The organism is Arthrobacter sp. NPDC058130 (assembly GCF_042884475.1).
In the GTDB taxonomy this organism is placed as follows: Bacteria; Actinomycetota; Actinomycetes; order Actinomycetales; family Micrococcaceae; genus Arthrobacter.
Genome location: NZ_JBHVTV010000009.1, coordinates 93,540 through 114,183 on the forward strand (window position 1 = coordinate 93,540; position 20,644 = coordinate 114,183).

The window sequence follows — 20,644 nt, forward strand, 5'->3', positions numbered from 1 at the left end:
ATGAGCCCCGTCCTCCTCTTTATCCTCGGTGTCGTCTTCGTGGCGATCGGCATCGCCGTGTCCATTGCCCTGCACGAAGTCGGCCACCTGTTGCCGGCCAAGCTGTTCAAAGTCCGCGTCACCAAGTACATGATCGGCTTCGGACCCACTGTCTGGTCCAAGAAGCGGGGCGAGACCGAGTACGGCCTCAAGGCCATCCCGCTGGGCGGCTACGTGTCCATGATCGGGATGTACCCGCCGAACAAGGAAGACGGCACCGTCCGCCCGTCCAGCACCGGCATGTTCCAGTCGCTGGCAACCGATGCCCGCTCCCTGGCCCATGAGGAAATCGGCCCCGACGACGGCAACCGGGTCTTCTACCGGCTGCCGGTCTGGAAGAAGATCATCATCATGCTCGGCGGGCCCGTGATGAACCTGCTGATCGGCGTCGTGTTGACTGCGGTGCTCTTGATGGGGTTCGGGATCGCCAGCCAGACCACCACCATCGCCGATGTCTCCAAATGCCAGGTCAAGGCCGGCGAGACCGTGGACCCGGACTCCGCCGACTGCAAGTTCACGCCCGCCGCGGCCGCGGGCCTGTTGCCGAACGACACCGTCACCTCCTTCGACGGCAAGGCCGTCACCAGCTGGGACGAACTCACCGGCTGGATCCGCGCCTCCGCGGGCAGGCAGGTCAGCATCACGGTGGAGCGCGGCGGCGCCACGGTCAGCACCACGGTCACGCCCGTGCTCTCCTCCCGGCCGGTGATCGGCGCCGACGGCCGGCAGGCCAAGGCCGCCGACGGAAGCCTCCAGTACCAGGACGTCGGCTTCCTGGGCATCGGTGCCCAGACGGCGCTCGTGCAGCAGCCGGCGTCGTCCGTGCTGCCGATGGCGGGGGAGAACATCCAGCAGGTCGCCGGCGTTGTGGTCAACCTGCCCGCCCGCGTGGCCGGCGTGGCCAAGGCAGCCTTCAGCGAGGAACCCCGGGACCCCAACGGCCCCATCAGCGTGGTTGGCGTGGGCCGCGTGGCCGGCGAGGTCGCCGCCATGGAGCAGGTCCCGCTGCAGTCCCGCTTCGCCGCCCTGATCGGTTTGCTGGCCGGACTCAACTTCGCCCTGGCCGTCTTCAACCTCATTCCGCTGCTGCCGCTCGACGGCGGCCACGTGGCGGGCGCGCTGTACGAGGGAGCCCGCCGCCAGGTCGCCAAGCTGTTCGGCCGCCCGGATCCGGGCGCCTTCGACATCGCCAGGCTGCTCCCGGTGACCTACGTGGTGGCGGTGCTCTTGATGGGCATGGGAGCGTTGCTGATCTACGCGGACATCGTCAAGCCGGTCAACCTCTTCGGGTAGCGCCTCCACACAGGCCGTTTCAGCCGGATTCCACTGATTTTCATATCTAAGCTTATTTCGGCTGATTTTTAGTAATCAGTTGAAAGTGATTGATTATTCAGAATCACCTCCCTAGGCTGGGGTCATGTACGTCATGACTATCGACCAGCGAGGCAGCACCGGAGACGTCGACCGTGTTCCCGGCCTCCTGAAGGAGCTCGCGGGCCTTTCCACCGGCGGGCGCTTTGAACGTTCGGTCGGCGACGAGGTCCAGGGCGTCGTGGAACGGGCCGATGAGGTGGTGGACATCGCCCTGCACGCCCTGCGCAGCGGCCGCTGGTACATCGGGATCGGGGTGGGGGAGGTGGATCTGCCGCTGCCCGCCAGCCCGCGGGAAGGCTCCGGACCCGCCTTTGTGGCAGCCCGGGCCGCCGTCGACCGGGCCAAAGCCGCGGCCGCCCATGTGCCGCTCGCCGTGGTCGCCGGCGGCCGCACCCGCAAGGCAAGTACACCGGCAGGTGCAGCGTCAAATGCGGCGGCGGGTACGGCGGCAAGCGCAGCAGGTGCCGCGGCGTCCGCGAACGGCACTGCCAGGTCCCAGGCGGCGGCCAATGCCGAGGCGGTGCTCCGACTGATTGGCCGCCTGGTCCAGGACCGGACCGCGGCGCAATGGAAGGTGGTGGACGTGCTGCGCTCGGTGCGGCACGGCGCCAATGGCACCCATGGGACCCAAAAAATTGCGGCCCAGAAACTCGGAATCACGGAGCAATCGGTGAGCCGCGCAGTCATGCGCTCCGGCTGGCAGGAAGAATGGGCGGCGAGGCCGGCGGCAGAAATGTTGCTGGCCCTCGCGGACAGCCTGATGACCGGCACGACCGAAGGAGACACGTGAACGCCCTCTGGATCACGCTGGCCCTGCTCACCGCAGGTTTCGCCGGCTGGCCGGTCACCGCAGGGGTGTTCCGCCTCGCCCGCACCATTGATGACCGGACCATTGATGACCGGACCATTGATGACCGGGCCGACGACCGGGCGGGTGAAAGCGGCGGCACTCCCGGCGCGGACACGGCCGAGGACCCCGCCGCCGACTCCACCACCGACCCCGACATCCGGGCCGCCGAGGAGTCGGTCCCGGACGCTGTCCCGGGCGCGGTTTCGCCCGAGGCAGTGGCGCCCGACGCGGCCCAGCCTGCCGACACCGTCAGCAGCGCCCGGATCCTGCGGGGCGGCGCCATCATCGGCATCCTGGAACGGTTCGCGGTGTGCCTAGCCATCCTCGCCGGCCAGCCCGTCGCGATCGCCTACGTCGTGGCCATCAAGGGCCTGGGCCGGTTTGCCGAGTTGAAGGAGACCCCGGTGGCCGCCGAGCGGTTCATCATCGGAACCCTCACCTCCATGCTGTGGGCAGCCGGCGTGGCGGCGGTAACCAAGGTCCTCTTCCTCGGCTGACCGCGTGCCCCGGCGTCCCCGGATGGGAACCGGGCAAACAGGGCGATAGTGTATCCGTATGACTGTTTTTGCTGTGGAGTACGTGTACGACGCCGAATCTTCCGAGGTCCGCGATGCCAGCCGACCGGCACACCGTGAATGGACGGCGGGACTTGCCCGCGAGGGCGCCCTGCTGGCGAGCGGCCCCTACGGCGACGGTGCGGGTGCACTGCTCATCTTCAAGGCGGCCGACGAGGCGGCCCTGAATGACCTGTTGCGGCAGGACCCCTTCGCGGCCGCCGGTGCCATCTCCGGCACACGTACCACTGCGTGGGCGCCGGTGACCGGCCTCCTGGCCGAGCACGCCTAGCCCTTTCCGCCCACACTTTCGCTACATCGCTACTAAAAGGGAGTCCACGTGACCTCGGTCAGCCTGGGAATGCCGTCAGCACCGCCCCCCGTCCTTGCCCCCCGCCGGAAGACGCGCCAGATCAAGGTCGGTTCCGTGGGCGTCGGCTCCGATTCGCCCATTAGTGTCCAGTCGATGACCACGACGCCGACCACCGACATCAACGCCACTTTGCAGCAGATCGCCGAGCTCACGGCCTCCGGCTGCGACATCGTGCGTGTCGCCTGCCCGTCCGCCGATGACGCCGAGGCCCTGCCGATCATCGCCAAGAAGTCCCAGATTCCGGTGATCGCGGACATCCACTTCCAGCCGAAGTACGTCTTCGCCGCGATCGAGGCCGGCTGTGCGGCAGTGCGCGTGAACCCGGGCAACATCCGCAAGTTCGATGACCAGGTCAAGGAAATCGCCCGGGCCGCAAAGGACCACGGCACCTCGATCCGGATCGGCGTCAATGCCGGCTCGCTGGAACCGGGCATCATGAAGAAATACGGCAAGGCCACCCCGGAAGCCCTCGTCGAATCCGCCGTCTGGGAGGCCTCGCTCTTTGAAGAGCACGGGTTCCACGACTTCAAGATCTCGGTCAAGCACAACGACCCGGTCATCATGGTCGCCGCCTACGAGCTGCTGGCTGAAAAGGGCGACTGGCCGTTGCACCTTGGCGTCACCGAGGCCGGACCGGCCTTCCAGGGCACTATCAAGTCTGCGACGGCGTTTGGCGCCCTGCTTTCCCGCGGAATCGGCGACACTATCCGGGTCTCCCTCTCGGCCCCGCCGGTCGAGGAAATCAAGGTGGGCAACCAGATCCTGCAGTCGCTCAACCTGCGCCCCCGCAAGCTGGAAATCGTCTCCTGCCCGTCCTGCGGACGCGCCCAGGTGGACGTCTACACCCTCGCCGAGCAGGTCACCGCGGGCCTGGAAGGCATGGAGGTCCCGCTGCGCGTGGCGGTCATGGGCTGCGTCGTGAACGGCCCGGGTGAGGCCCGCGAGGCCGATCTCGGCGTCGCCTCCGGTAACGGCAAGGGCCAGATTTTCGTCCGGGGCGAGGTCATCAAGACTGTCCCGGAGGATCAGATTGTTGAGACACTGATCGAAGAAGCCATGCGAATCGCTGAAGAGATGGGGGACGCCGATGGCGAAGATGCTGTCAAGGGTAGCCCCGTGGTTAGCGTCTCGTAAGGACGACGCCGCTCCCGGCGTCGTCGTCAGGGCGTTGGGTGGCGCCGACACCGGAGCGCTGCTGGCGCTCGCGCACCGGGACGCCGTCGCCAATGTCTTCATCCTCTCGCACCTGGAGGCCGCCGGCACGGCGTCCCCCACTGCCGGGGGCGCCAGCATCTTTGGCGTGTTCGACGGCGGCACCCTCTTGGGCGCCTGCTGGGCCGGCGCCAACCTGGTGCCGATCGAGCTGGACCCTGACCTCGCCGGCCTCGTTGCGACGGCCGCGCACCGCTCGGGGCGCCGCTACGCCTCGATCTTCGGACCCGCCGAGCCTGTCCTGGCGATCCACTCGGCCCTGGAGCAGCTCGGCCAGGGCGCCCATGAAGTCCGGGACCACCAGCCCCTGCTGACGATCTCGGGCCCGCCCGCCGTCCGGCCCGAGCCCGCGCTCGGCTTTGGCCAGCTGGCCGACTTCGACAAGATCCTGCCGGCGTGCGCCGCCATGTTCGAGGAAGAAGTGGGCTATTCGCCCTACCTTGGCGGCAGGGAATACTACAGCCGGCGGGTCAAGAGCCTCATCCGCCAGGGCCATTCACTCGTGCACCTGAACGCGAACGGCGACGTCGTCTTCAAGGCCGAGCTGGGCGCCGTCACGCCGGAAGTGACCCAGGTCCAGGGCGTCTGGATGAATCCCGAGTTCCGCGGACTGGGACTGAGCGCGGGCTACATGGCCGCCGTCGTCGTCCTCGCGCAGACCCTGGCGCCGGTCACCAGCCTGTACGTCAACGGCTTCAATGCCAGGGCGCGGGCCACCTACGAACGGGTGGGCTTCCGCCAGGTGGGCACGTTCGCTACAGTGCTCTTCTAGCGGGCAGCTGCCGGCGACCGGTCCAGTTCTTGGGGGAAACATGAAGACGTCAGCGCTGCGCATTGCCGGTGCCTCGGCACTACTCGCCTGGGGCGCCATGGGGCTGTCCGCGTGCGGCACCCCCGGCGGCGCGCCGGACACAGCCAAGAGCACGCAAACCCAGGCCGGAGCCCCGGCGCGCAGCGAGTCCAGCACGCCGACTCCCACGCAGACGCAGGCCAAGGCATACACCAGCGAGGAGCTGACGGCCCTCGTGGCGCAGCTGAAGGACGGGCAGGGCAAGCCGCTCACCATGATGTCGGGCGCCGACCTCCAGAAATCGATTGACCAGGCAAAATCCGTGCTGGCATCGATCTCGGTGGAACCGGCAGAGTGCGCGCCGCTGGCCCTTGGCGGCCAGGCGGCGTCGACCGAAGGCACGGCGGTCGCGGCGGGTGTCGCCCAGGACGCCGCGACAGGCGCCAGCACAGGGGTCTCCCTGGCGTTCCGCGCTGACGCCAAGGTCCTCGAGCAGGGAATGGCCCAGGGCGAGGTCCTCAACAAGTGCTCGGCCCTTTCGTTCACCACCGGCGGGACCAAAGTGGACCTCAAGCTGACCAAGCTGGACGGACTCGGCTCGACCCCGGGCACCATCGCGTACCGGACGGACACCGCCCTTGCCGACGGCCGGAAGCAGTCCGCGATCACCGGGCAGGTGCTCCAAAATGGCGTTCTCGTCACCGTCATCGCGGCGGGCGGGGCCAGCGAAGCCGACGCCGTGACCCGGGCCGGAACGATGCTGGACGAGGCCGCCGCGCTGGTCGGAAAGTAGACCCTTTCGGAGCGCGGACCGGTCCTCCAGGGCGGTTGTTGAAATTATGCGGTTGCAGACTCTTGATTCCCGGCCCCGTGTCACATAGGTTCTACCTAGCCGTGTCGCAAAGGCGCGAGCGTTCCCCGGTGCAGATTTCGGGGAAGGCGACGCCTGGAGGCGACACCAAGTAGCTCGCAGCCTGAGATCTGGGGGTGCTGGGGCCACGGGAGCCACGCCATGACGGGATGACCAGCCGGAAACGGCCAGGGGCTTCCACCAGTTATGGCGTGGCTCTTTCCTGCTCTTCCGTGCCATGGGCGCTGCCGCAGCCGGTCAGCAGCCGGTCAGCGGCTGGGCAACGGCAGGGGGTCGCGGTAAGCGGGGGCCGTCAGGACGGTAGATTAGTACCTAGACGCTTTTCTTAGGCTATGCCCGCACTTCCCCAGAAACGGATACCCCACCTGTGGTCCTTCGACTCTCCCAGCTGTTCCTGCGCACCCTGCGCGAAGATCCCGCCGACGCCGAGGTGGCCAGCCACCGGCTCCTGGTCCGCGCCGGCTACATCCGCCGGGCCGCCCCGGGCATCTACACCTGGCTGCCGCTGGGACTGAGTGTCCTGCGCAAGGTGGAGCAGGTTATCCGCGAGGAAATGACTGCCATCGGAGCCCAGGAAGTCCACTTCCCGGCGCTGCTGCCCAAGGAGCCCTACGAGGCCACCAACCGCTGGACCGAATACGGCGAGGGCATCTTCCGGCTCAAGGACCGCAAGGGCAATGACTACCTCCTGGCACCCACGCACGAGGAAATGTTCACCCTGCTGGTCAAGGACCTGTACTCCTCGTACAAGGACCTGCCGCTGAGCATCTACCAGATCCAGAACAAGTACCGCGACGAGGCACGCCCCCGGGCAGGCCTGCTGCGCGGCCGCGAATTCATCATGAAGGATTCCTACTCCTTCGACGTCGACGACGCCGGACTGGACGCCAGCTACGCCGCCCACCGCGGCGCGTACCTGAAGATCTTCGAACGCCTGGGCCTTGAAGTGATTCCGGTTGCGGCCACCGCCGGCGCCATGGGCGGGTCCAAGAGCGAGGAATTCCTGCACCCGACCGAGATCGGCGAGGACACCTTCGTGCGCTCCGCCGGAGGCTACGCGGCCAACGTCGAGGCCGTCACCACCGTGGTCCCGGCTGACATCGACTTCAGCAACGCACCGGCCGCCGAGGTCCGGGACACCCCGGACACGCCCACCATCGAAACGCTCGTCGACGCCGCCAACGTCCTGGTTCCGCGGACAGAGGCCGACGGCGGTGCCTGGACCGCCGCCGACACGCTCAAGAACGTCGTGCTCGCCGTGACGCTGCCGACCGGCGAACGCCAGCTCGTTGTCATCGGCCTCCCGGGCGACCGGGGCGTTGACCTCAAGCGCGTCGAAGCGAACATCGGGTCCTTCCTGCCGATCGCCGGCGAAATCACGCTCGAAGCCGCAAACGACGACGACCTGAAGAAGCAGCCCCTGATCGTGAAGGGTTACCTCGGCCCCGGCATGTCGCTGGACGCACCGCTGCTCGGCACCGAAGGCGCCGCAAAGCTGCTCTACCTCGTGGACCCCCGCGTCGTCAGCGGCTCCGCCTGGGTCACCGGCGCCAACGAGGCCGGCAAGCACGTCTTCGGCCTCGTCGCCGGACGCGACTTCGGCTGGGACGGCGTCATCGAGTGCACCGATGTCCGCGCCGGCGACGAGGCACCGGACGGTTCCGGCCCGCTCGAAACCGCCCGCGGCATCGAAATGGGCCACATCTTCCAGCTGGGCCGGAAGTACGCCGCCGCACTGGACCTGAAGGTCCTGGACCAGAACGGCAAGCAGGTCGTGGTGACCATGGGTTCCTACGGCGTCGGGGTCACCCGCGCGGTAGCTGCCCTGGCCGAGTCCAACCACGACGACAAGGGCCTGGTCTGGCCGCGCGCCGTCGCGCCGGCCGACGTCCACGTTGTGGCAGTGGGCCGCGGCGAGGAGATTTTTGCGGCCGCCGAGAAGCTGTCCCTGGAGCTCGAGGCGGCCGGCCTCGACGTCATCTATGACGACCGCCCCAAGGTTTCCCCCGGCGTGAAGTTCGGCGACGCCGAACTCGTCGGCGTCCCCACCATCCTGGCCGTCGGTCGCGGACTCGTGGACGGCGTCGTGGAGATCAAGGACCGCCGCAGCGGCGACGCCGAGAACGTCGCCGTTGACAAGGCTGTTGACTACGTGGTCAACGCCGTGCGCAACAGCTGATGCTGCACAGTCCTTGCTAGCGGTCTCCGGACTCGAGTCGATCCAGCTCGGTACCGTCGTCCTGGTCATTGTGGCGGGACTGGCGGCGGGCTGGGTCGACGCCGTCGTCGGCGGCGGCGGGCTCATCCAGCTGCCGGCGATGCTCCTGGTGCCGGGGATCAGCCCGGTGCAGGCGCTGGCCACCAACAAGATGGGGTCCATCTTCGGCACCACCACGAGCGCGGTCACGTTTTACGGCCGTGTCCGGCCCGATCTGGGCACCGCCCTGCCCATGGCGGCGATCGCGTTGGCGGGCAGCTACGGCGGTGCGGTGCTGGCCGCCAACCTGCCGGCGAGCGTGTTCAAGCCGATCATCGTGGCCGCGCTGATCGCCGTCGCCCTCTTCACCGCCTTCCAGCCCAGCGTCGGCCAGCTGACCAAGCTGCGCCATGAGGGGCACCGTCACTATGTGGTGGCCTGCCTGATCGGGGGCGCGATCGGCTTCTATGACGGCCTGATCGGACCCGGAACGGGCTCGTTCCTGATCATCGCGCTCGTCTCGGCCATGGGCTACGCCTTCCTGGAGGCCAGCGCCAAGGCCAAGATCGTGAACGTGGCCACCAACGCCGGCGCCCTGCTGTTCTTCGTGCCACACGGCGCGGTGCTGTGGGGCCTGGGGCTGCTGCTGGGGGCGGCAAATATGACCGGCGGATACATCGGTGCCCGGACCGCCGTCCGGCAGGGCAGCCGCTTCATCCGCATCGTCTTCCTGGTGGTCGTGGCCGCGCTGATCATCAAGCTCGGCTCCGACGTCTGGCAGGACAACTTCGCTTAGCCCGGTACGTCGCAAGGGGGCTCCCGGTCCGCTGACGCCGGGCGTAGCATGCAGCTATGTCAGCAGGCGAGGATCGTTACAGGGATGCCCTCGAAGCCGCGGCCCGGCACGCACGCCGGTGGCTCGAGAGCCAGGGCACACGCCACATCGGACCACGGGCCACGGCCGCCGAGCTCGCTGCCGACTTCGGCGGCCCGCTGCCCCAGACCGGCATGCCGGCCGCCGACGTGGTGGACTATCTCGCTGCCAAGGCCGAACCCGGGCTGATGGGCATGCCGTCCGGACGGTTCTTCGGCTGGGTCATCGGCGGGACACTGCCGGCCGCCCTGGCAGCGGACTGGCTGCTCAGCGCCTGGGACCAGAACTCGGGGCTGCGCTTCGCCACGCCCGCCACCGCCGCGATCGAGGAAGCCGCCGGCAAGTGGATCCTTGAGCTTCTCGGGCTCCCCGAAGAGTCCGGCGTCGGGTTTGCCACCGGGGCCACCATGGCCAACTTCACCGGCCTCGCCGCCGCCCGCTGGCGCCTCATGGCCGATGCCGGCTGGGACCTCGACGGCGACGGCCTCGCCGGCGCGCCCCGGATCCGCTGCTTCGTGGGGCAGGAACGCCACGACACCATCGACCTCGGCCTGCGCTACCTGGGCCTCGGACGTCCCACCGTGGTGCCCTCCGACCGCCAGGGACGCATCAATCCGGCCGAGCTGGATTGCGCCCTGGACCTCGCGCTCAGCGCGGGGGAGGGGAGCCCGGTCCCGACGCTCGTGTGCCTGCAGGCCGGGAACCTTCATTCGGGCGCCTTCGACCCCTTTGCCGAGGCCATCGCCGTCGCGAAGGCCCATGGCGCCTGGGTGCACGTGGACGGAGCGTTCGGACTCTGGGCAGCCGCTGTGCCCGAGCTGTCCGCCCTGACCGCCGGAGTCGGGCTGGCCGATTCGTGGGGGACTGATGCGCACAAGACCCTCAACGTGCCCTACGACTGCGGGATCGTGATCGTGCGCGACGCCCAGGCCCTGCGTTCGGCGATGGGCGTGCACACCAGCTACCTGATCCAGGCCGCGGACGGTGCCGGCGACCCGTTCGAGAGCGTGCCCGAACTCTCCCGACGGGCACGTGGCGTGCCGGTGTGGGCGGCGCTGAAATCCCTCGGCCGCGACGGCGTCGCCAGCCAGGTCCGGACGCTCGTGCAGCGCGCCGCGCAGTTGGCCGAACAGCTCGCGGCACTGGACGGCGTCGAGGTGCTCAACGACGTCGACTACACCCAGGTCTCCCTGGCGTTCGGGGACGACGCCGTGACGCGCGCCGTGACGGAGCGGATCATCGGCGACGGCCGGGTCTGGATGTCCGGTTCACGCTGGCAGGAGCGCGACATCCTGCGGATATCTGTGAGCAACTGGAGCACGGACGACGCCGACGTCAGAGTCGCCGTCGACGCCGTCCGCGACGCGCTGGCGGCCGTACGGGGCTAGCCGCCGGCCGCGTTCCATTGAGGGTCGCCGTGGGGCTTCACCGGGCGCCGGAAGCTCCTGCGGGGCGGGCAGACCCGGCAGGGTCCGGCCCGCCAGCGTGCTCGCCACCCACAGCGAACGGGCCAGATCACCCTCGTGGTGACGCAGCGAAGCGTACGAGAGGGCGTTCTCCACCTCGCGCGCCAGGCTCCACTGCCGGGCGGTCTCGGCGTCGAGGCCGGCCGCGGCACTGAAATCCGCGCAGCGGGCGAGCAGGGCGCGTCCTGGATCCCTCTGCGGCAATTCCCGGACCCGGTTCCACAGCAACGGGGCCACGGCAAACTCCGCCTCACCGATCAGCGGCTGGGGATCAATCGCAGCGTACGACGCCAGCCCCGCCGGTGCCGGCTGCCCGTTCCCAGTCTCCGGCACGCCGGGCCGGGCCAGGACGTTCAGGTAGTGCAGGTCCGCATGGACCAGGACGTCCTTGCCTGACCGCCTGCCCACGGCGCCGCGGGTCTGGCAGACCTCCAGCGCGGCCTCGAGCAACCATCGCGGGAACGGCCGCCCCAGCTGCTCCCAGGTCGCGGGGAGATCATCGCTCCACTGTTCGGCCTTGGCTGCCACGTGGTCCATTTCCTGCCATTCCGGCCGGTCGTCCGGGACCACGCTGAGCTGGCGGACCAGGCCGCCCCACACGGTCACCGCCGTCTCCAAGGGGACATCCAGGAGGGAGCGGCAGGCGTCGAGGCGCTCCAGGAGCAACGCGCAGGATCCTGCGTTGGCGGCCAGCAGCCTGACCGCTCCGTGGCCTCCCCACAGGGCCAAGGCATGATGCTCACGGGTGGCTTCCTCATGCGGAAACGCCACCTTCAGCACGGCGGCGTTGCCGTCGCCGTCGCCCGGGGATCCATCGCCGTCCCGGCGCCGCACGGGGAGGACGACGCCGCCGTGACCGTTCCAGGGCAAGGCACCCGGCTCCAAATCCGGCACCAGCTCCCATTGATCGAGGCATTGGTCGATCAGTCCGGGAAGTGACGCCAGCCAGGCACGTCCGTCATGTGTCCGGCCGTAGCGGCGGGAAAGATCAGGTGGAATGGGGACGTCTTGAATGGGGCTCACCGGACCTATCGTAGGTGCTTACGCAGTGCATGCCGCCGGCTTGGCTGCCCGGGAGCGGGCCCGGCGGCCCTAAACGATGCCGCTCGCGCCGAGCGCGCTGCCGATCGCGAAGGTGGCCACCAGCGCCGCAGCGCCGCCAACCACCACGCGGATGGCTGCCTTGAGCTTCGAGCCGCCGCCGATCCACGCGCCCACGGCACCTGTGGCCGCCAGGGCCACGAGCACAGCCACGAAGGTCAGGGGGATCCTGACGTTTTCCGGCGGCAGCAGGATGGCCAGCATGGGCAGGACCGCCCCGCAGAGGAACGCGATGGCTGAAGCGAACGCCGCGTGCCACGGACTCACGATGTCGCCCTCGTCAATGTTGAGTTCGGCGGAGAGATGGGCGCCGAGGGCATCATGGGCCGTGAGTTCCTTGGCCACCGTTCTCGCCGTCGCGGGGCTGAGGCCCTTGCCCTGGTAGATCGCCGCGAGCTCCTCGAGCTCTTCCTCCGGCTGTTCCGCCAGTTCCTGGCGCTCCTTCTCGATCAAGGCGTGCTGGCTGTCCTTCTGGCTGCTGACCGAGACATATTCGCCCAAGGCCATCGAGATCGCGCCGCCCACGACCCCCGCCGCGCCGGCGAGCAGGATCGGGCCGGTATCGGAAGTGGCGCCGGCGACGCCGACCACGATCGCGGCGACAGAGACGATGCCGTCATTGGCCCCGAGGACGCCCGCGCGGAGCCAATTGAGGCGTTGCGCGATGTCGTTGTTGTGGGGCTCGTTCTCGTGAAGTGTTGCACCGCCGGTCGTGTCCATGCCTACAGCAAATCACCCGGGCCGGAGCCTTGCCAGTATTCCAAGGCTTACCAAATTTAGCCGAGGCTTGCCCCGGACCTCAGCCTGCCGCCTCAGCCTGCCGGCAGCGATTCCAGTGCCGCGCGGTCCAGGCCCGGCAGGGCGCCGGGATCCGCGCCCCACAGCACGGCCCGCTTTCCCGTGCCGAGCAGGGCTGCGATGGCCCACTGCCGGGTCTCGCCATCGCTGAGGGCCACGAGGTCGCCGTACACGGGCAGTGCGGCGGCCTCCAGGCCGCCGAGGCCAGCCGCGGGGGAGGCCAGGAAGGACTGGCCAAGCGCATAGCCCGCCTCGCGCGGCGGAACAGTGGCGCAGTGCAGCTCGCTGAGCCTTTCCGCGCCGCTGAGGAGAACACCGTGGCGCGCCAGTTGCTCGGCCGCGGATTCCGCCGCGTCGCCGCCCAGCCGGGGGAGCGCCACCTGGTAGCCGTAGATAGTCTGCGCCTCGGTCCGGACCACCGCCGCCAGGGCATCCCCGACACCGGATATGGCTGCGGACTGCCCGGCCGAGGACTGTTCCTCAGCGGACTGCCCGGCAGCGGATCCGGACGGGCATGTGCCGGACAACTGCGGGGAGGCTGCGTCGGCAGGTGGCGTCGTGATTCCGGTGCCGGCCGCGAGGGCGGACGCCTGCAGCAGTTGCCCGGTGCCGACGGCGGCCAACAGCCTTGCCATGCCGCCGTCGGCCACGGCCGCGTCCGCTAGGCGCTGGTTGCCGCTCTCCGCGATAGCCGCCACCAGTCCGGCGGCGGTCGCCGGCACGGGTGCGGCGGACGCTGCTGCGGACGGTTCGGTCGTCGATCCGGAGGATGGCTCGGCCGATGGCGCTGGAGTGGCGGAAGATGTTGCGGAGCCCGGAGGCGTTGCCCGGCCGGAGTCCGTGGCCGCCGCGCCGGATGGACCCGGAAGGCTTTCGCCCGGCGCCAGCAGCGCTCGCGCCTGGGTTGTCAGCAAGGTCACAGTCCGCTCGACGGCAGGATTCCCGGCACCCGCCGGGGGTTCCGAATTCTCTGCATGGTCGGCTGAATTGTCCGCCGGACTGCCGCCAGCAGCAGTGCCGAGCTGGTTGCCGGCGGCCAACAGCTGCAGGGTTTCGGCCAGTGCGGCGGCACGTGCCTGCTCGGAGAAGGGCGGTTCCGCGGGTTCCGGCTGCCGTGCCGGCAAAAGGGCCACCCCCAGGCTCACCACCACCAGGGCAAGGCACGCCAGAAGCGCGTAACGGGGGAGCCGCCGGGGAAAGTGATCCTGCCATCGCTTTTCCCTGGTGTCGTCGTTCACAACAGACCATGTTGTCATGCCGGCCCGGAACTGAAGTGCACCACGTCGCCCGGAAAATCGCTAGGCTAGTACACACAACATCATCTAGCGGGAGGCGGCCGGCATCATGACCAACGCAGAAGCCACGACTTCAACAGACCGGACCGGGACGGGGAAGGCTGAAGCCGCATCCGTTAACGTCGAGGCCGAGCGCCTGTATGCACTCCTGGAACCCGCCGTGCTTGCGAACCGGCTGTACCTGGAGGACGTATCCATCCATGTTGCCGGCGCCAACCGCGTGGTCCACGTAGTGGTGGACCTGCCGCAGGAGGAAACCGGCGGCGTCGGGCTCGACGTCATCGCGGAGATCTCCAAGACCCTTTCGGACACCCTGGACAACGATCCCAGCATGGACGCCCGCCCCTATGAGCTCGAGGTATCTTCACCCGGCGTCGGACGCCCACTGACCGAAGAACGGCACTGGCACCGCGCCCGCGGCCGGATGGTCAACGTCAACGTGATCCAGGGCGACAACGTCACCGGCAGGGTCCAGTCCGTGGATGCTGGGGGAGTCACCCTCGTCCCGGAAATTGCTGCCAAGAAGGGCATGAAGCCCAAGCAGGGTGAGCCCGTCAAGTTTCCTTTCGACAGGATCCGCAGCGGAAAAGTCGAGATAGAGTTCAGCCGCCTCGAAGAGGCCGGTCTGGAAAAAGAACACAATGGACCTTCTGAGGAGGCCTAATGGATATTGACATGAGCGCGCTGAGACTCCTGGAGCGTGAGCGTGAAATCCCGCTGGATCTCCTGATTCCAACGATCGAGCAGGCACTGCTGGTGGCCTATCACAAGACCCCCGGCGCCTTCGAAAAGGCCAGGGCCGAGCTCGACCGCAAGAGCGGCCACGTGACCATCTGGGCCACCGAGATCGACGACGACGGCGCCCCGATCGGCGAGTTCGAGGACACCCCCGCGGGCTTCGGACGCATCGCTGCGAGCACCGCACGTCAGATCATTCTGCAGCGCCTCCGGGACGCCGAGGATGACAACGTGCTGGGCCAGTTCAAGGGCCGCGAAGGTGAACTCGTGGCTGGCACCATCCAGCAGGGCAACAACCCGCACATGATCCAGGTGAACCTGGGCACCGTGGAGGCACTGCTGCCGCCTCCCGAGCAGGTTCCCGGCGAGAAGTACATCCACGGCAACCGGCTCCGCGCCTTCGTGATCGACGTCCACCGCGGTACCAAGGGCCCCTCCATCACGCTGTCCCGCTCCCACCCCGGGCTCGTCCGGAAGCTCTTCGAACTCGAAGTTCCCGAGATCGCGGACCGTTCGGTCGAAATCGTGGCGCTGGCCCGCGAAGCCGGCCACCGGACCAAGATCGCCGTCAAGGCAAACACCCCCGGCGTCAATGCCAAGGGTGCCTGCATCGGCGAAATGGGTTCGCGTGTCCGGGCGGTCATGACCGAACTGAACGACGAAAAGATCGACATCGTCGACTTCAGCGACGACCCGGCGACCTTCATCGCGAGCGCACTGTCGCCGTCGCGCGTGAATTCGGTCACCATCACCGACGAGGCGACCCGCTCCGCACGGGTGGTCGTTCCCGACTACCAGCTCTCCCTGGCCATCGGCAAGGAGGGCCAGAACGCCCGCCTCGCCGCCAAGCTCACGGGATGGCGAATCGATATCGTCTCCGACGCCGCCGTCAACAGCGGCAAATAGCCCGGAGCGCGGAAACGCACGCACGGGTGCAGCGGGCCGCCGTCACGGCCCGCTGCGCATGCCCGCACTCGCGGGTCTGGCGTGATGTACCAGCTGAACGGTATGCCTGGGTTCGGGACCCGGGCGCCGGAGGGGCTAGAATAGACATGACCGCGCCTAACGGCCGGTATCCGTGTGTCTTTGGCGCGTCTGGGATTTTCCCCGATGGCCGGGGACGCGGTGATACACCAAGCAGTTGAACTGGCAGGAAGAAACTCGAACGTGGCACATGTGCAACACCTCGGGAATCAGCCGCAGCGCACTTGTATCGGATGCCGACAAAAGGGATCGCGGTCGGAGTTACTCCGGCTCGTCGCCGGCGCCGGCGGTTCGTCCGCCGTCGTGGTGGATGAACGACGCCGGATGGCTGGCCGGGGAGCATGGCTGCACCCCAGCGAAAAGTGCCTGGCACTGGCGGTCAAACGTCGAGCGTTCGGTCGCGCCCTCAACGGCGCAGCCGGTACAGCCGATGTGGAACGCCGGATCACTGCCGGCACGGAAGCCGTGGGCACCCCGGTGGCCGCAGCAACAACCGTCCAACCTGAAAGCGGGTCAGAAAACTGATGGAAACCCGATGAGTTCCCAGCGATGAGTGCGCAACGATGACAACTTTGTTGCGCTCTGCAATGGGCCTTTCAGCTGCATTCGCGGCGGAGGCCCGCAGTAAGAAGTAGACGGTTCGTGCCTGGCTCGGTGCGGACCGAGACAGGAGAAATGTGGCCAAGGTCCGCGTACATGAGCTTGCTAAAGAGCTCGGTATTACTTCCAAAGATGCAGTAACCAAACTGCAGGAACTGGGCGAATTCGTTCGCTCCGCCTCGTCAACCATTGAGGCCCCCGTTGTGCGGAAACTGCGCAACGCATACCCCGACGCCCCCGCAGCCTCGAAGTCCGAAGCTCCGGCGTCCGCCCCCCAGGCATCTGCCAGCCCGGCAGCGACCCGTCCGGCGCCCGCGCCCGGCCCCGCTGCGCCCGCAGCGCCGGCGGCTGCAGTGCCCAAGGCTGAAGCTCCGGCTCCGGCCGCTGCGGCACCTGCCGCCGCTCCGGCTGCCCCCGCCGCCCAGGCTCCGGCAGCCCCCGCTGCCCAGGCCCCGGCTGCTCCCTCGACGGGCGTGAAGCCCGGCGCGCGTCCCGCCCCCAAGGCGGAAACCCCGGCTGCTCCGGCACGCCAGGGCGGTTCTGCACCCCGTCCGGGCGGTCCCCGTCCCGGCAACAACCCGTTCGCCACGTCCCAGGGCATGCCCCGCGGCCGCGGCGGCGACAACGAACGCCCCTCGCGTCCGGGCAACAACCCGTTCGCTCCGTCGCAGGGCATGCCCCGTCCGGGCGGAAGCCGCACCGAGGGTGAACGCCCCGGTGGTCCGCGCCCCGCAGCAGGCGCAGGCGGCCCCCGTCCGGGTGGTCCCCGTCCGGCAGCAGGCGCAGGCGGCCCCCGCCCCGGCGCTCCGCGTCCGGCCGGTGCCCCCGGCGCTGGTCGTCCGGCAGGAGCCGGCGGCAACCGCCCGACTCCGGGCATGATGCCCAACCGCACCGAACGTCCCGCACCCGCTGGTGCCGGCCGTCCCGGCGGCGGAGGCCGTGGTCCGGGACGTCCGGGTGGCGCTCCGGGTACCGGTGCTCCCGGTGCCGGTGGCGGCGCTCCGGCCGGCGGTGGCTTCGGCAAGGGTGGACGCGGTCGCGGTGGCACCCAGGGTGCCTTCGGTAAGGGCGGCGCAGGCCGTGGCAAGCAGCGCAAGTCGAAGCGTGCCAAGCGTCAGGAACTCGAGCAGATGAGTGCCCCGTCGCTGGGTGGCGTGAGCGTACCCCGCGGCGACGGCAACACCGTAGTCCGGCTTCGCCGTGGCTCGTCCATCACGGACTTTGCCGACAAGATCGAGGCGAACCCCGCAGCGCTGGTGACGGTCCTCTTCCACCTCGGCGAAATGGCCACGGCCACGCAGTCGCTGGATGAAGAGACCTTTGCCCTGCTCGGCGAGGAACTGGGATACAAGCTGCAGGTTGTTTCCCCGGAGGACGAGGAGCGCGAGCTGCTCTCCACCTTCGACATCGACTTCGAAGCCGAGCTCGAAGCCGAAGGCGACGAAGACCTGGAGGCCCGTCCTCCGGTAGTCACCGTCATGGGCCACGTTGACCACGGTAAGACCCGCCTGCTCGATGCCATCCGCAAGTCCGACGTCATGGCGGGCGAACACGGCGGCATCACGCAGCACATCGGTGCCTACCAGGTCACGCACAACCACGAAGGCGACGATCGCAAGATCACCTTCATCGATACTCCGGGCCACGAGGCGTTTACCGCCATGCGTGCCCGTGGTGCGAAGGTCACCGACATCGCCATCCTGGTGGTCGCAGCGGACGACGGCGTCATGCCGCAGACCGTTGAAGCCCTCAACCACGCCCAGGCGGCCAACGTGCCGATCGTCGTGGCCGTGAACAAGATCGACAAGGAAGGCGCCAACCCGGACAAGGTCCGCGGCCAGCTGACCGAGTACGGCCTGGTTCCGGAAGAATACGGTGGCGACACCATGTTCGTGGAGGTCTCGGCCCGCCAGAACCTCAACATCGAAGAGCTCCTCGGCGCCGTCCTGCTCACCGCAGACGCTGCCCTGGACATGCGCGCCAACCCGAACAAGGACGCCCGCGGTATCGCGATCGAAGCCAACCTGGACAAGGGCCGCGGTTCCGTGGCCACCGTCCTGGTGCAGTCCGGTACCCTGCACGTCGGCGACACCATCGTGGCAGGCACGGCCCACGGCCGCGTCCGTGCGATGTTCGACGACGACGGCAGCGCCCTGACCGAGGCCGGCCCGTCCCGCCCCGTGCAGGTGCTGGGTCTGTCCAACGTCCCGCGTGCCGGTGACACTTTCTTCGTGACCGCTGACGAGCGCACCGCCCGCCAGATCGCCGAGAAGCGTGAAGCCGCAGACCGCAACGCCGCACTGGCCAAGCGCCGCAAGCGGATCAGCCTGGAAGACTTCGACCAGGCCGTCGCCGATGGCAAGATCGACACCCTCAACCTCATCCTCAAGGGTGACGTGTCCGGTGCCGTGGAAGCCCTCGAAGACGCGCTGCTCAAGATCGACGTCGGCGAGGGTGTCCAGCTCCGCGTCATCCACCGCGGTGTCGGTGCGATCACGCAGAACGACGTCAACCTGGCAACGGTCGACAGCGCAGTCATCATCGGTTTCAACGTCAAGCCCGCCGAGCGTGTTGCCGAACTGGCAGACCGCGAAGGCGTGGACATGCGCTTCTACTCCGTCATCTACGCAGCAATCGATGACATCGAGGCAGCCCTCAAGGGCATGCTCAAGCCGGAGTACGAAGAGGTCCAGCTTGGCACCGCCGAGGTCCGCGAAGTGTTCCGTTCTTCCAAGTTCGGCAACATTGCAGGCTCGATCGTGCGCTCGGGTGTTATCCGACGCAACGCCAAGGCCCGCGTCAGCCGCGACGGCAAGATCATCGGCGACAACCTCACCGTTGAGACGCTCAAGCGCTTCAAGGACGACGTCACCGAGGTCCGCACGGACTTCGAGTGTGGTATCGGTCTTGGCTCGTTCAACGACATCACCGAGGGTGACATCATCGAGACCTTCGAGATGCGCGAGAAGCCGCGCGTCTAGGTTGTCCTAGCGTTACAGGTGCGGGGCCGTTGGGTTTTTCCCGGCGGCCCCGCCCTGCGCGGTTGAGGGGGCCCCGCCCCTTCGCTGGGCGGCCAACGTCTGACGACGTCGGCCGCCCAGCTTCGGCAGGCCCGAAGCCACTCCCGGGCCCCCTCAACCGCTTCGCGCTAAGGTGATTAAGTCACCGGCGCTCCCCAAAATTTTCTACATTCCAGGAGGATGTCATGGCTGATCCCGCACGGGCTGCCAAGTTGGCGCAGCGGATTAAGGTTGTTGTTGCGGAGGCTCTGGGCCGGAGGGTTAAGGATCCCCGGCTTGAGGGCGTTACCGTGACCGACTCGCGGGTGACCAATGACCTGCAGCACGCAACCGTTTACTACACCGTGTTCGGTGACGAAGTGGCCCAGGCCGATGCCGCCAAGGGCCTGGAGAAGGCCAAGGGCGTGCTGCGGCAGGAAGTCGGCCGGAACATCACCGTGCGCCTGACTCCCACCCTCGAATTCGTGGCCGACCAGATCCCCGTGAACGCCTCGAACCTTGAGGAACTGCTCCGCGCGGCGAAGAAGCGCGACGCCGAGGTGGCAGCCTTGGCCGAAAGTGCCACGCATGCCGGCGACGCCGATCCCTACAAGAGCGACACGCCGCAGGACGTGGAGCTCGACGAGGACGACTTCGACGAAGAGGACCTGGACCTCATCGACAACGAAGCGATCGACGAGGACCGCAACAAGTAACAGTGCCTTTATGGCAGTGCCTTCACCAGCAGGGGCCGGATCCGGTAACGGGTCCGGCCCCTGCTGTTTCTGGGGGACCTTCGGCTCTAGGCCCTTCAATGACCGGGGAGTCTCATGGAGCCATGACTGCACGGATGCGGAAAGGCGCCGGGGTGCCGTGGAATCGAGCCTGACCAAGTGCACTCGCTGCGGGAAGACCAACCGGATTCCTGCGGCCGCTGCCGGGCACCCGCGCTGCGGCAATTGCTGCCAGGACCTTCCCTGGATCGTGTCCGCCGGAGACACCGACTTCCCGGTTGTCGCCGAGCAGTCCTCCGTCCCGGTCCTCGTGGACTTCTGGGCGGCGTGGTGCGGGCCGTGCCGAATGGTCAGCCCGGTGCTGGACAAGCTTGCGCAGGAGCGGCCCGGGAAGGTCAAGCTCGTGAAAGTCGACGTCGACACCTCCCCGGGGCTGTCCCGGCGCTTCGACATCCAGGCCATCCCAACGTTGCTTGTCATCAAGCACGGGACCGTGGCTGCCCGCCAGGCTGGAGCTCCGCCGGCCGCGGCCCTCCGCAGCTGGCTGGATGAGGCTTTGTCGGCAGCACCGAGGTAACTGCCCTAGCGGCGCCTGGAGCGCCCCACGCCCAGGCCGCCGAGCACAGGTGATCCCGCGCCCAGGAGGAAACCGAAGTCGTACCAGTTGCCCGCACGCGCGGAGTTGTAGAAGGGAAACTCACTCCAGAAGCCGAAGACATGGGCGATCAGGACGATCCATGCCGTCAGCCCATTCCAGAAACCCCATAGCAGGTCTTGCCACCACATAATGTGCTC

At 68.2% G+C, this 20,644-nt stretch carries 20 protein-coding genes; 16 read left to right on the top strand and 4 right to left on the bottom strand.

Annotation, left to right across the window (positions count from 1 at the left end; translation table 11 throughout):
• The 10 genes from ACFVTM_RS15530 to ACFVTM_RS15575 all read left to right on the top strand — a co-directional run bounded on the left by ACFVTM_RS15530 (position 1) and on the right by ACFVTM_RS15575 (position 10,522).
• Complete coding sequence (locus tag ACFVTM_RS15530; protein ID WP_390204433.1) at positions 1 to 1,332, top strand: M50 family metallopeptidase; 1,332 nt, start codon at positions 1 to 3, stop codon at positions 1,330 to 1,332.
• Between the two features lie 124 nt (positions 1,333 to 1,456).
• Positions 1,457 to 2,203: a MarR family transcriptional regulator gene (locus ACFVTM_RS15535; RefSeq protein ID WP_390204435.1), complete on the top strand. Its 747-nt coding sequence runs from the start codon at positions 1,457 to 1,459 to the stop codon at positions 2,201 to 2,203.
• The gene (locus ACFVTM_RS15540; RefSeq protein WP_390204437.1) at positions 2,200 to 2,760 is read left to right on the top strand and encodes a hypothetical protein; all 561 of its coding nucleotides are present in this window, start codon (positions 2,200 to 2,202) and stop codon (positions 2,758 to 2,760) included. Before ACFVTM_RS15535 ends, ACFVTM_RS15540 begins: the two co-directional genes overlap by 4 nt.
• Positions 2,761 to 2,818: 58 nt before the next feature.
• The gene (locus ACFVTM_RS15545; RefSeq protein WP_390204438.1) at positions 2,819 to 3,109 is read left to right on the top strand and encodes a YciI family protein; all 291 of its coding nucleotides are present in this window, start codon (positions 2,819 to 2,821) and stop codon (positions 3,107 to 3,109) included.
• 48 nt (positions 3,110 to 3,157) lie between these two features.
• Complete coding sequence (gene ispG / locus ACFVTM_RS15550; protein ID WP_390204440.1) at positions 3,158 to 4,324, top strand: flavodoxin-dependent (E)-4-hydroxy-3-methylbut-2-enyl-diphosphate synthase; 1,167 nt, start codon at positions 3,158 to 3,160, stop codon at positions 4,322 to 4,324.
• On the top strand, positions 4,287 to 5,174 hold the full coding sequence (locus tag ACFVTM_RS15555; RefSeq protein ID WP_390204596.1) for a GNAT family N-acetyltransferase: 888 nt from the start codon (positions 4,287 to 4,289) through the stop codon (positions 5,172 to 5,174). Before ispG ends, ACFVTM_RS15555 begins: the two co-directional genes overlap by 38 nt.
• Before the next feature lie 40 nt (positions 5,175 to 5,214).
• Positions 5,215 to 5,985: a hypothetical protein gene (locus ACFVTM_RS15560; RefSeq protein WP_390204442.1), complete on the top strand. Its 771-nt coding sequence runs from the start codon at positions 5,215 to 5,217 to the stop codon at positions 5,983 to 5,985.
• A 445-nt stretch (positions 5,986 to 6,430) separates the two neighbouring features.
• Positions 6,431 to 8,242 carry a proline--tRNA ligase gene (locus tag ACFVTM_RS15565; protein ID WP_390204444.1) on the top strand — a complete coding sequence of 604 codons (1,812 nt, stop codon included), beginning with the start codon at positions 6,431 to 6,433 and terminating at the stop codon, positions 8,240 to 8,242.
• A gap of 13 nt (positions 8,243 to 8,255) precedes the next feature.
• Positions 8,256 to 9,056 carry a sulfite exporter TauE/SafE family protein gene (locus tag ACFVTM_RS15570; RefSeq protein WP_390204445.1) on the top strand — a complete coding sequence of 267 codons (801 nt, stop codon included), beginning with the start codon at positions 8,256 to 8,258 and terminating at the stop codon, positions 9,054 to 9,056.
• A 56-nt stretch (positions 9,057 to 9,112) separates the two neighbouring features.
• Positions 9,113 to 10,522, top strand: a complete 1,410-nt coding sequence (locus tag ACFVTM_RS15575) for a pyridoxal phosphate-dependent decarboxylase family protein (protein WP_390204447.1) — start codon at positions 9,113 to 9,115, stop codon at positions 10,520 to 10,522.
• On the opposite strand, the gene ACFVTM_RS15580 is transcribed toward ACFVTM_RS15575, so the two are convergent.
• The 3 genes from ACFVTM_RS15580 to ACFVTM_RS15590 all read right to left on the bottom strand — a co-directional run bounded on the left by ACFVTM_RS15580 (position 10,403) and on the right by ACFVTM_RS15590 (position 13,737).
• Complete coding sequence (locus tag ACFVTM_RS15580) at positions 10,403 to 11,623, bottom strand: aminoglycoside phosphotransferase family protein (protein ID WP_390204448.1); 1,221 nt, start codon at positions 11,621 to 11,623, stop codon at positions 10,403 to 10,405. The two genes, ACFVTM_RS15575 and ACFVTM_RS15580, sit on opposite strands and share 120 nt — an antisense overlap.
• Positions 11,624 to 11,692: 69 nt before the next feature.
• Positions 11,693 to 12,421, bottom strand: a complete 729-nt coding sequence (locus tag ACFVTM_RS15585; RefSeq protein ID WP_390204449.1) for a VIT family protein — start codon at positions 12,419 to 12,421, stop codon at positions 11,693 to 11,695.
• 92 nt (positions 12,422 to 12,513) lie between these two features.
• Positions 12,514 to 13,737, bottom strand: a complete 1,224-nt coding sequence (locus ACFVTM_RS15590) for a DUF4439 domain-containing protein (RefSeq protein WP_390204451.1) — start codon at positions 13,735 to 13,737, stop codon at positions 12,514 to 12,516.
• Positions 13,738 to 13,843: 106 nt separating this feature from the next.
• Between ACFVTM_RS15590 and rimP the strand changes: the two genes are divergently transcribed.
• The 6 genes from rimP (at position 13,844) to trxA (ending at position 20,426) form a co-directional block, all read left to right on the top strand.
• On the top strand, positions 13,844 to 14,458 hold the full coding sequence (rimP, locus tag ACFVTM_RS15595) for a ribosome maturation factor RimP (protein ID WP_390204453.1): 615 nt from the start codon (positions 13,844 to 13,846) through the stop codon (positions 14,456 to 14,458).
• The gene (gene nusA / locus ACFVTM_RS15600; protein ID WP_390204455.1) at positions 14,458 to 15,438 is read left to right on the top strand and encodes a transcription termination factor NusA; all 981 of its coding nucleotides are present in this window, start codon (positions 14,458 to 14,460) and stop codon (positions 15,436 to 15,438) included. The genes rimP and nusA overlap by 1 nt, the downstream gene beginning before the upstream one ends.
• Before the next feature lie 204 nt (positions 15,439 to 15,642).
• On the top strand, positions 15,643 to 16,041 hold the full coding sequence (locus ACFVTM_RS15605) for a YlxR family protein (protein WP_390204456.1): 399 nt from the start codon (positions 15,643 to 15,645) through the stop codon (positions 16,039 to 16,041).
• 152 nt (positions 16,042 to 16,193) lie between these two features.
• Positions 16,194 to 19,097: a translation initiation factor IF-2 gene (infB, locus tag ACFVTM_RS15610; RefSeq protein WP_390204457.1), complete on the top strand. Its 2,904-nt coding sequence runs from the start codon at positions 16,194 to 16,196 to the stop codon at positions 19,095 to 19,097.
• 224 nt (positions 19,098 to 19,321) lie between these two features.
• Positions 19,322 to 19,831 (top strand): 30S ribosome-binding factor RbfA, encoded by a 510-nt coding sequence (rbfA, locus tag ACFVTM_RS15615; protein ID WP_390204458.1) that lies wholly within the window; start codon positions 19,322 to 19,324, stop codon positions 19,829 to 19,831.
• 157 nt (positions 19,832 to 19,988) lie between these two features.
• Entirely contained in the window at positions 19,989 to 20,426 is a 438-nt protein-coding gene (trxA, locus tag ACFVTM_RS15620; RefSeq protein ID WP_390204460.1) for a thioredoxin, read from the top strand.
• Positions 20,427 to 20,431: 5 nt separating this feature from the next.
• Here the strand turns inward: trxA and ACFVTM_RS15625 are convergent, their stop codons facing one another.
• On the bottom strand, positions 20,432 to 20,635 hold the full coding sequence (locus ACFVTM_RS15625) for a hypothetical protein (protein ID WP_390204461.1): 204 nt from the start codon (positions 20,633 to 20,635) through the stop codon (positions 20,432 to 20,434).
• Positions 20,636 to 20,644 lie beyond the last annotated feature (9 nt).

Bases quoted from the DNA above. Each gene is read 5' to 3' on its own strand.
- nusA (WP_390204455.1), top strand. From the start codon at position 14,458: ATGGATATTGACATGAGCGCGCTGAGACTCCTGGAGCGTGAGCGTGAA.
- ACFVTM_RS15535 (WP_390204435.1), top strand. From the start codon at position 1,457: ATGTACGTCATGACTATCGACCAGCGAGGCAGCACCGGAGACGTCGAC.
- rimP (WP_390204453.1), top strand. From the start codon at position 13,844: ATGACCAACGCAGAAGCCACGACTTCAACAGACCGGACCGGGACGGGG.
- ACFVTM_RS15560 (WP_390204442.1), top strand. From the start codon at position 5,215: ATGAAGACGTCAGCGCTGCGCATTGCCGGTGCCTCGGCACTACTCGCC.
- ACFVTM_RS15545 (WP_390204438.1), top strand. From the start codon at position 2,819: ATGACTGTTTTTGCTGTGGAGTACGTGTACGACGCCGAATCTTCCGAG.
- ACFVTM_RS15555 (WP_390204596.1), top strand. From the start codon at position 4,287: ATGCTGTCAAGGGTAGCCCCGTGGTTAGCGTCTCGTAAGGACGACGCC.
- ACFVTM_RS15575 (WP_390204447.1), top strand. From the start codon at position 9,113: ATGTCAGCAGGCGAGGATCGTTACAGGGATGCCCTCGAAGCCGCGGCC.
- rbfA (WP_390204458.1), top strand. From the start codon at position 19,322: ATGGCTGATCCCGCACGGGCTGCCAAGTTGGCGCAGCGGATTAAGGTT.
- ACFVTM_RS15585 (WP_390204449.1), bottom strand. From the start codon at position 12,421: ATGGACACGACCGGCGGTGCAACACTTCACGAGAACGAGCCCCACAAC.
- ACFVTM_RS15625 (WP_390204461.1), bottom strand. From the start codon at position 20,635: ATGTGGTGGCAAGACCTGCTATGGGGTTTCTGGAATGGGCTGACGGCA.
- ACFVTM_RS15605 (WP_390204456.1), top strand. From the start codon at position 15,643: ATGGCCGGGGACGCGGTGATACACCAAGCAGTTGAACTGGCAGGAAGA.
- ACFVTM_RS15530 (WP_390204433.1), top strand. From the start codon at position 1: ATGAGCCCCGTCCTCCTCTTTATCCTCGGTGTCGTCTTCGTGGCGATC.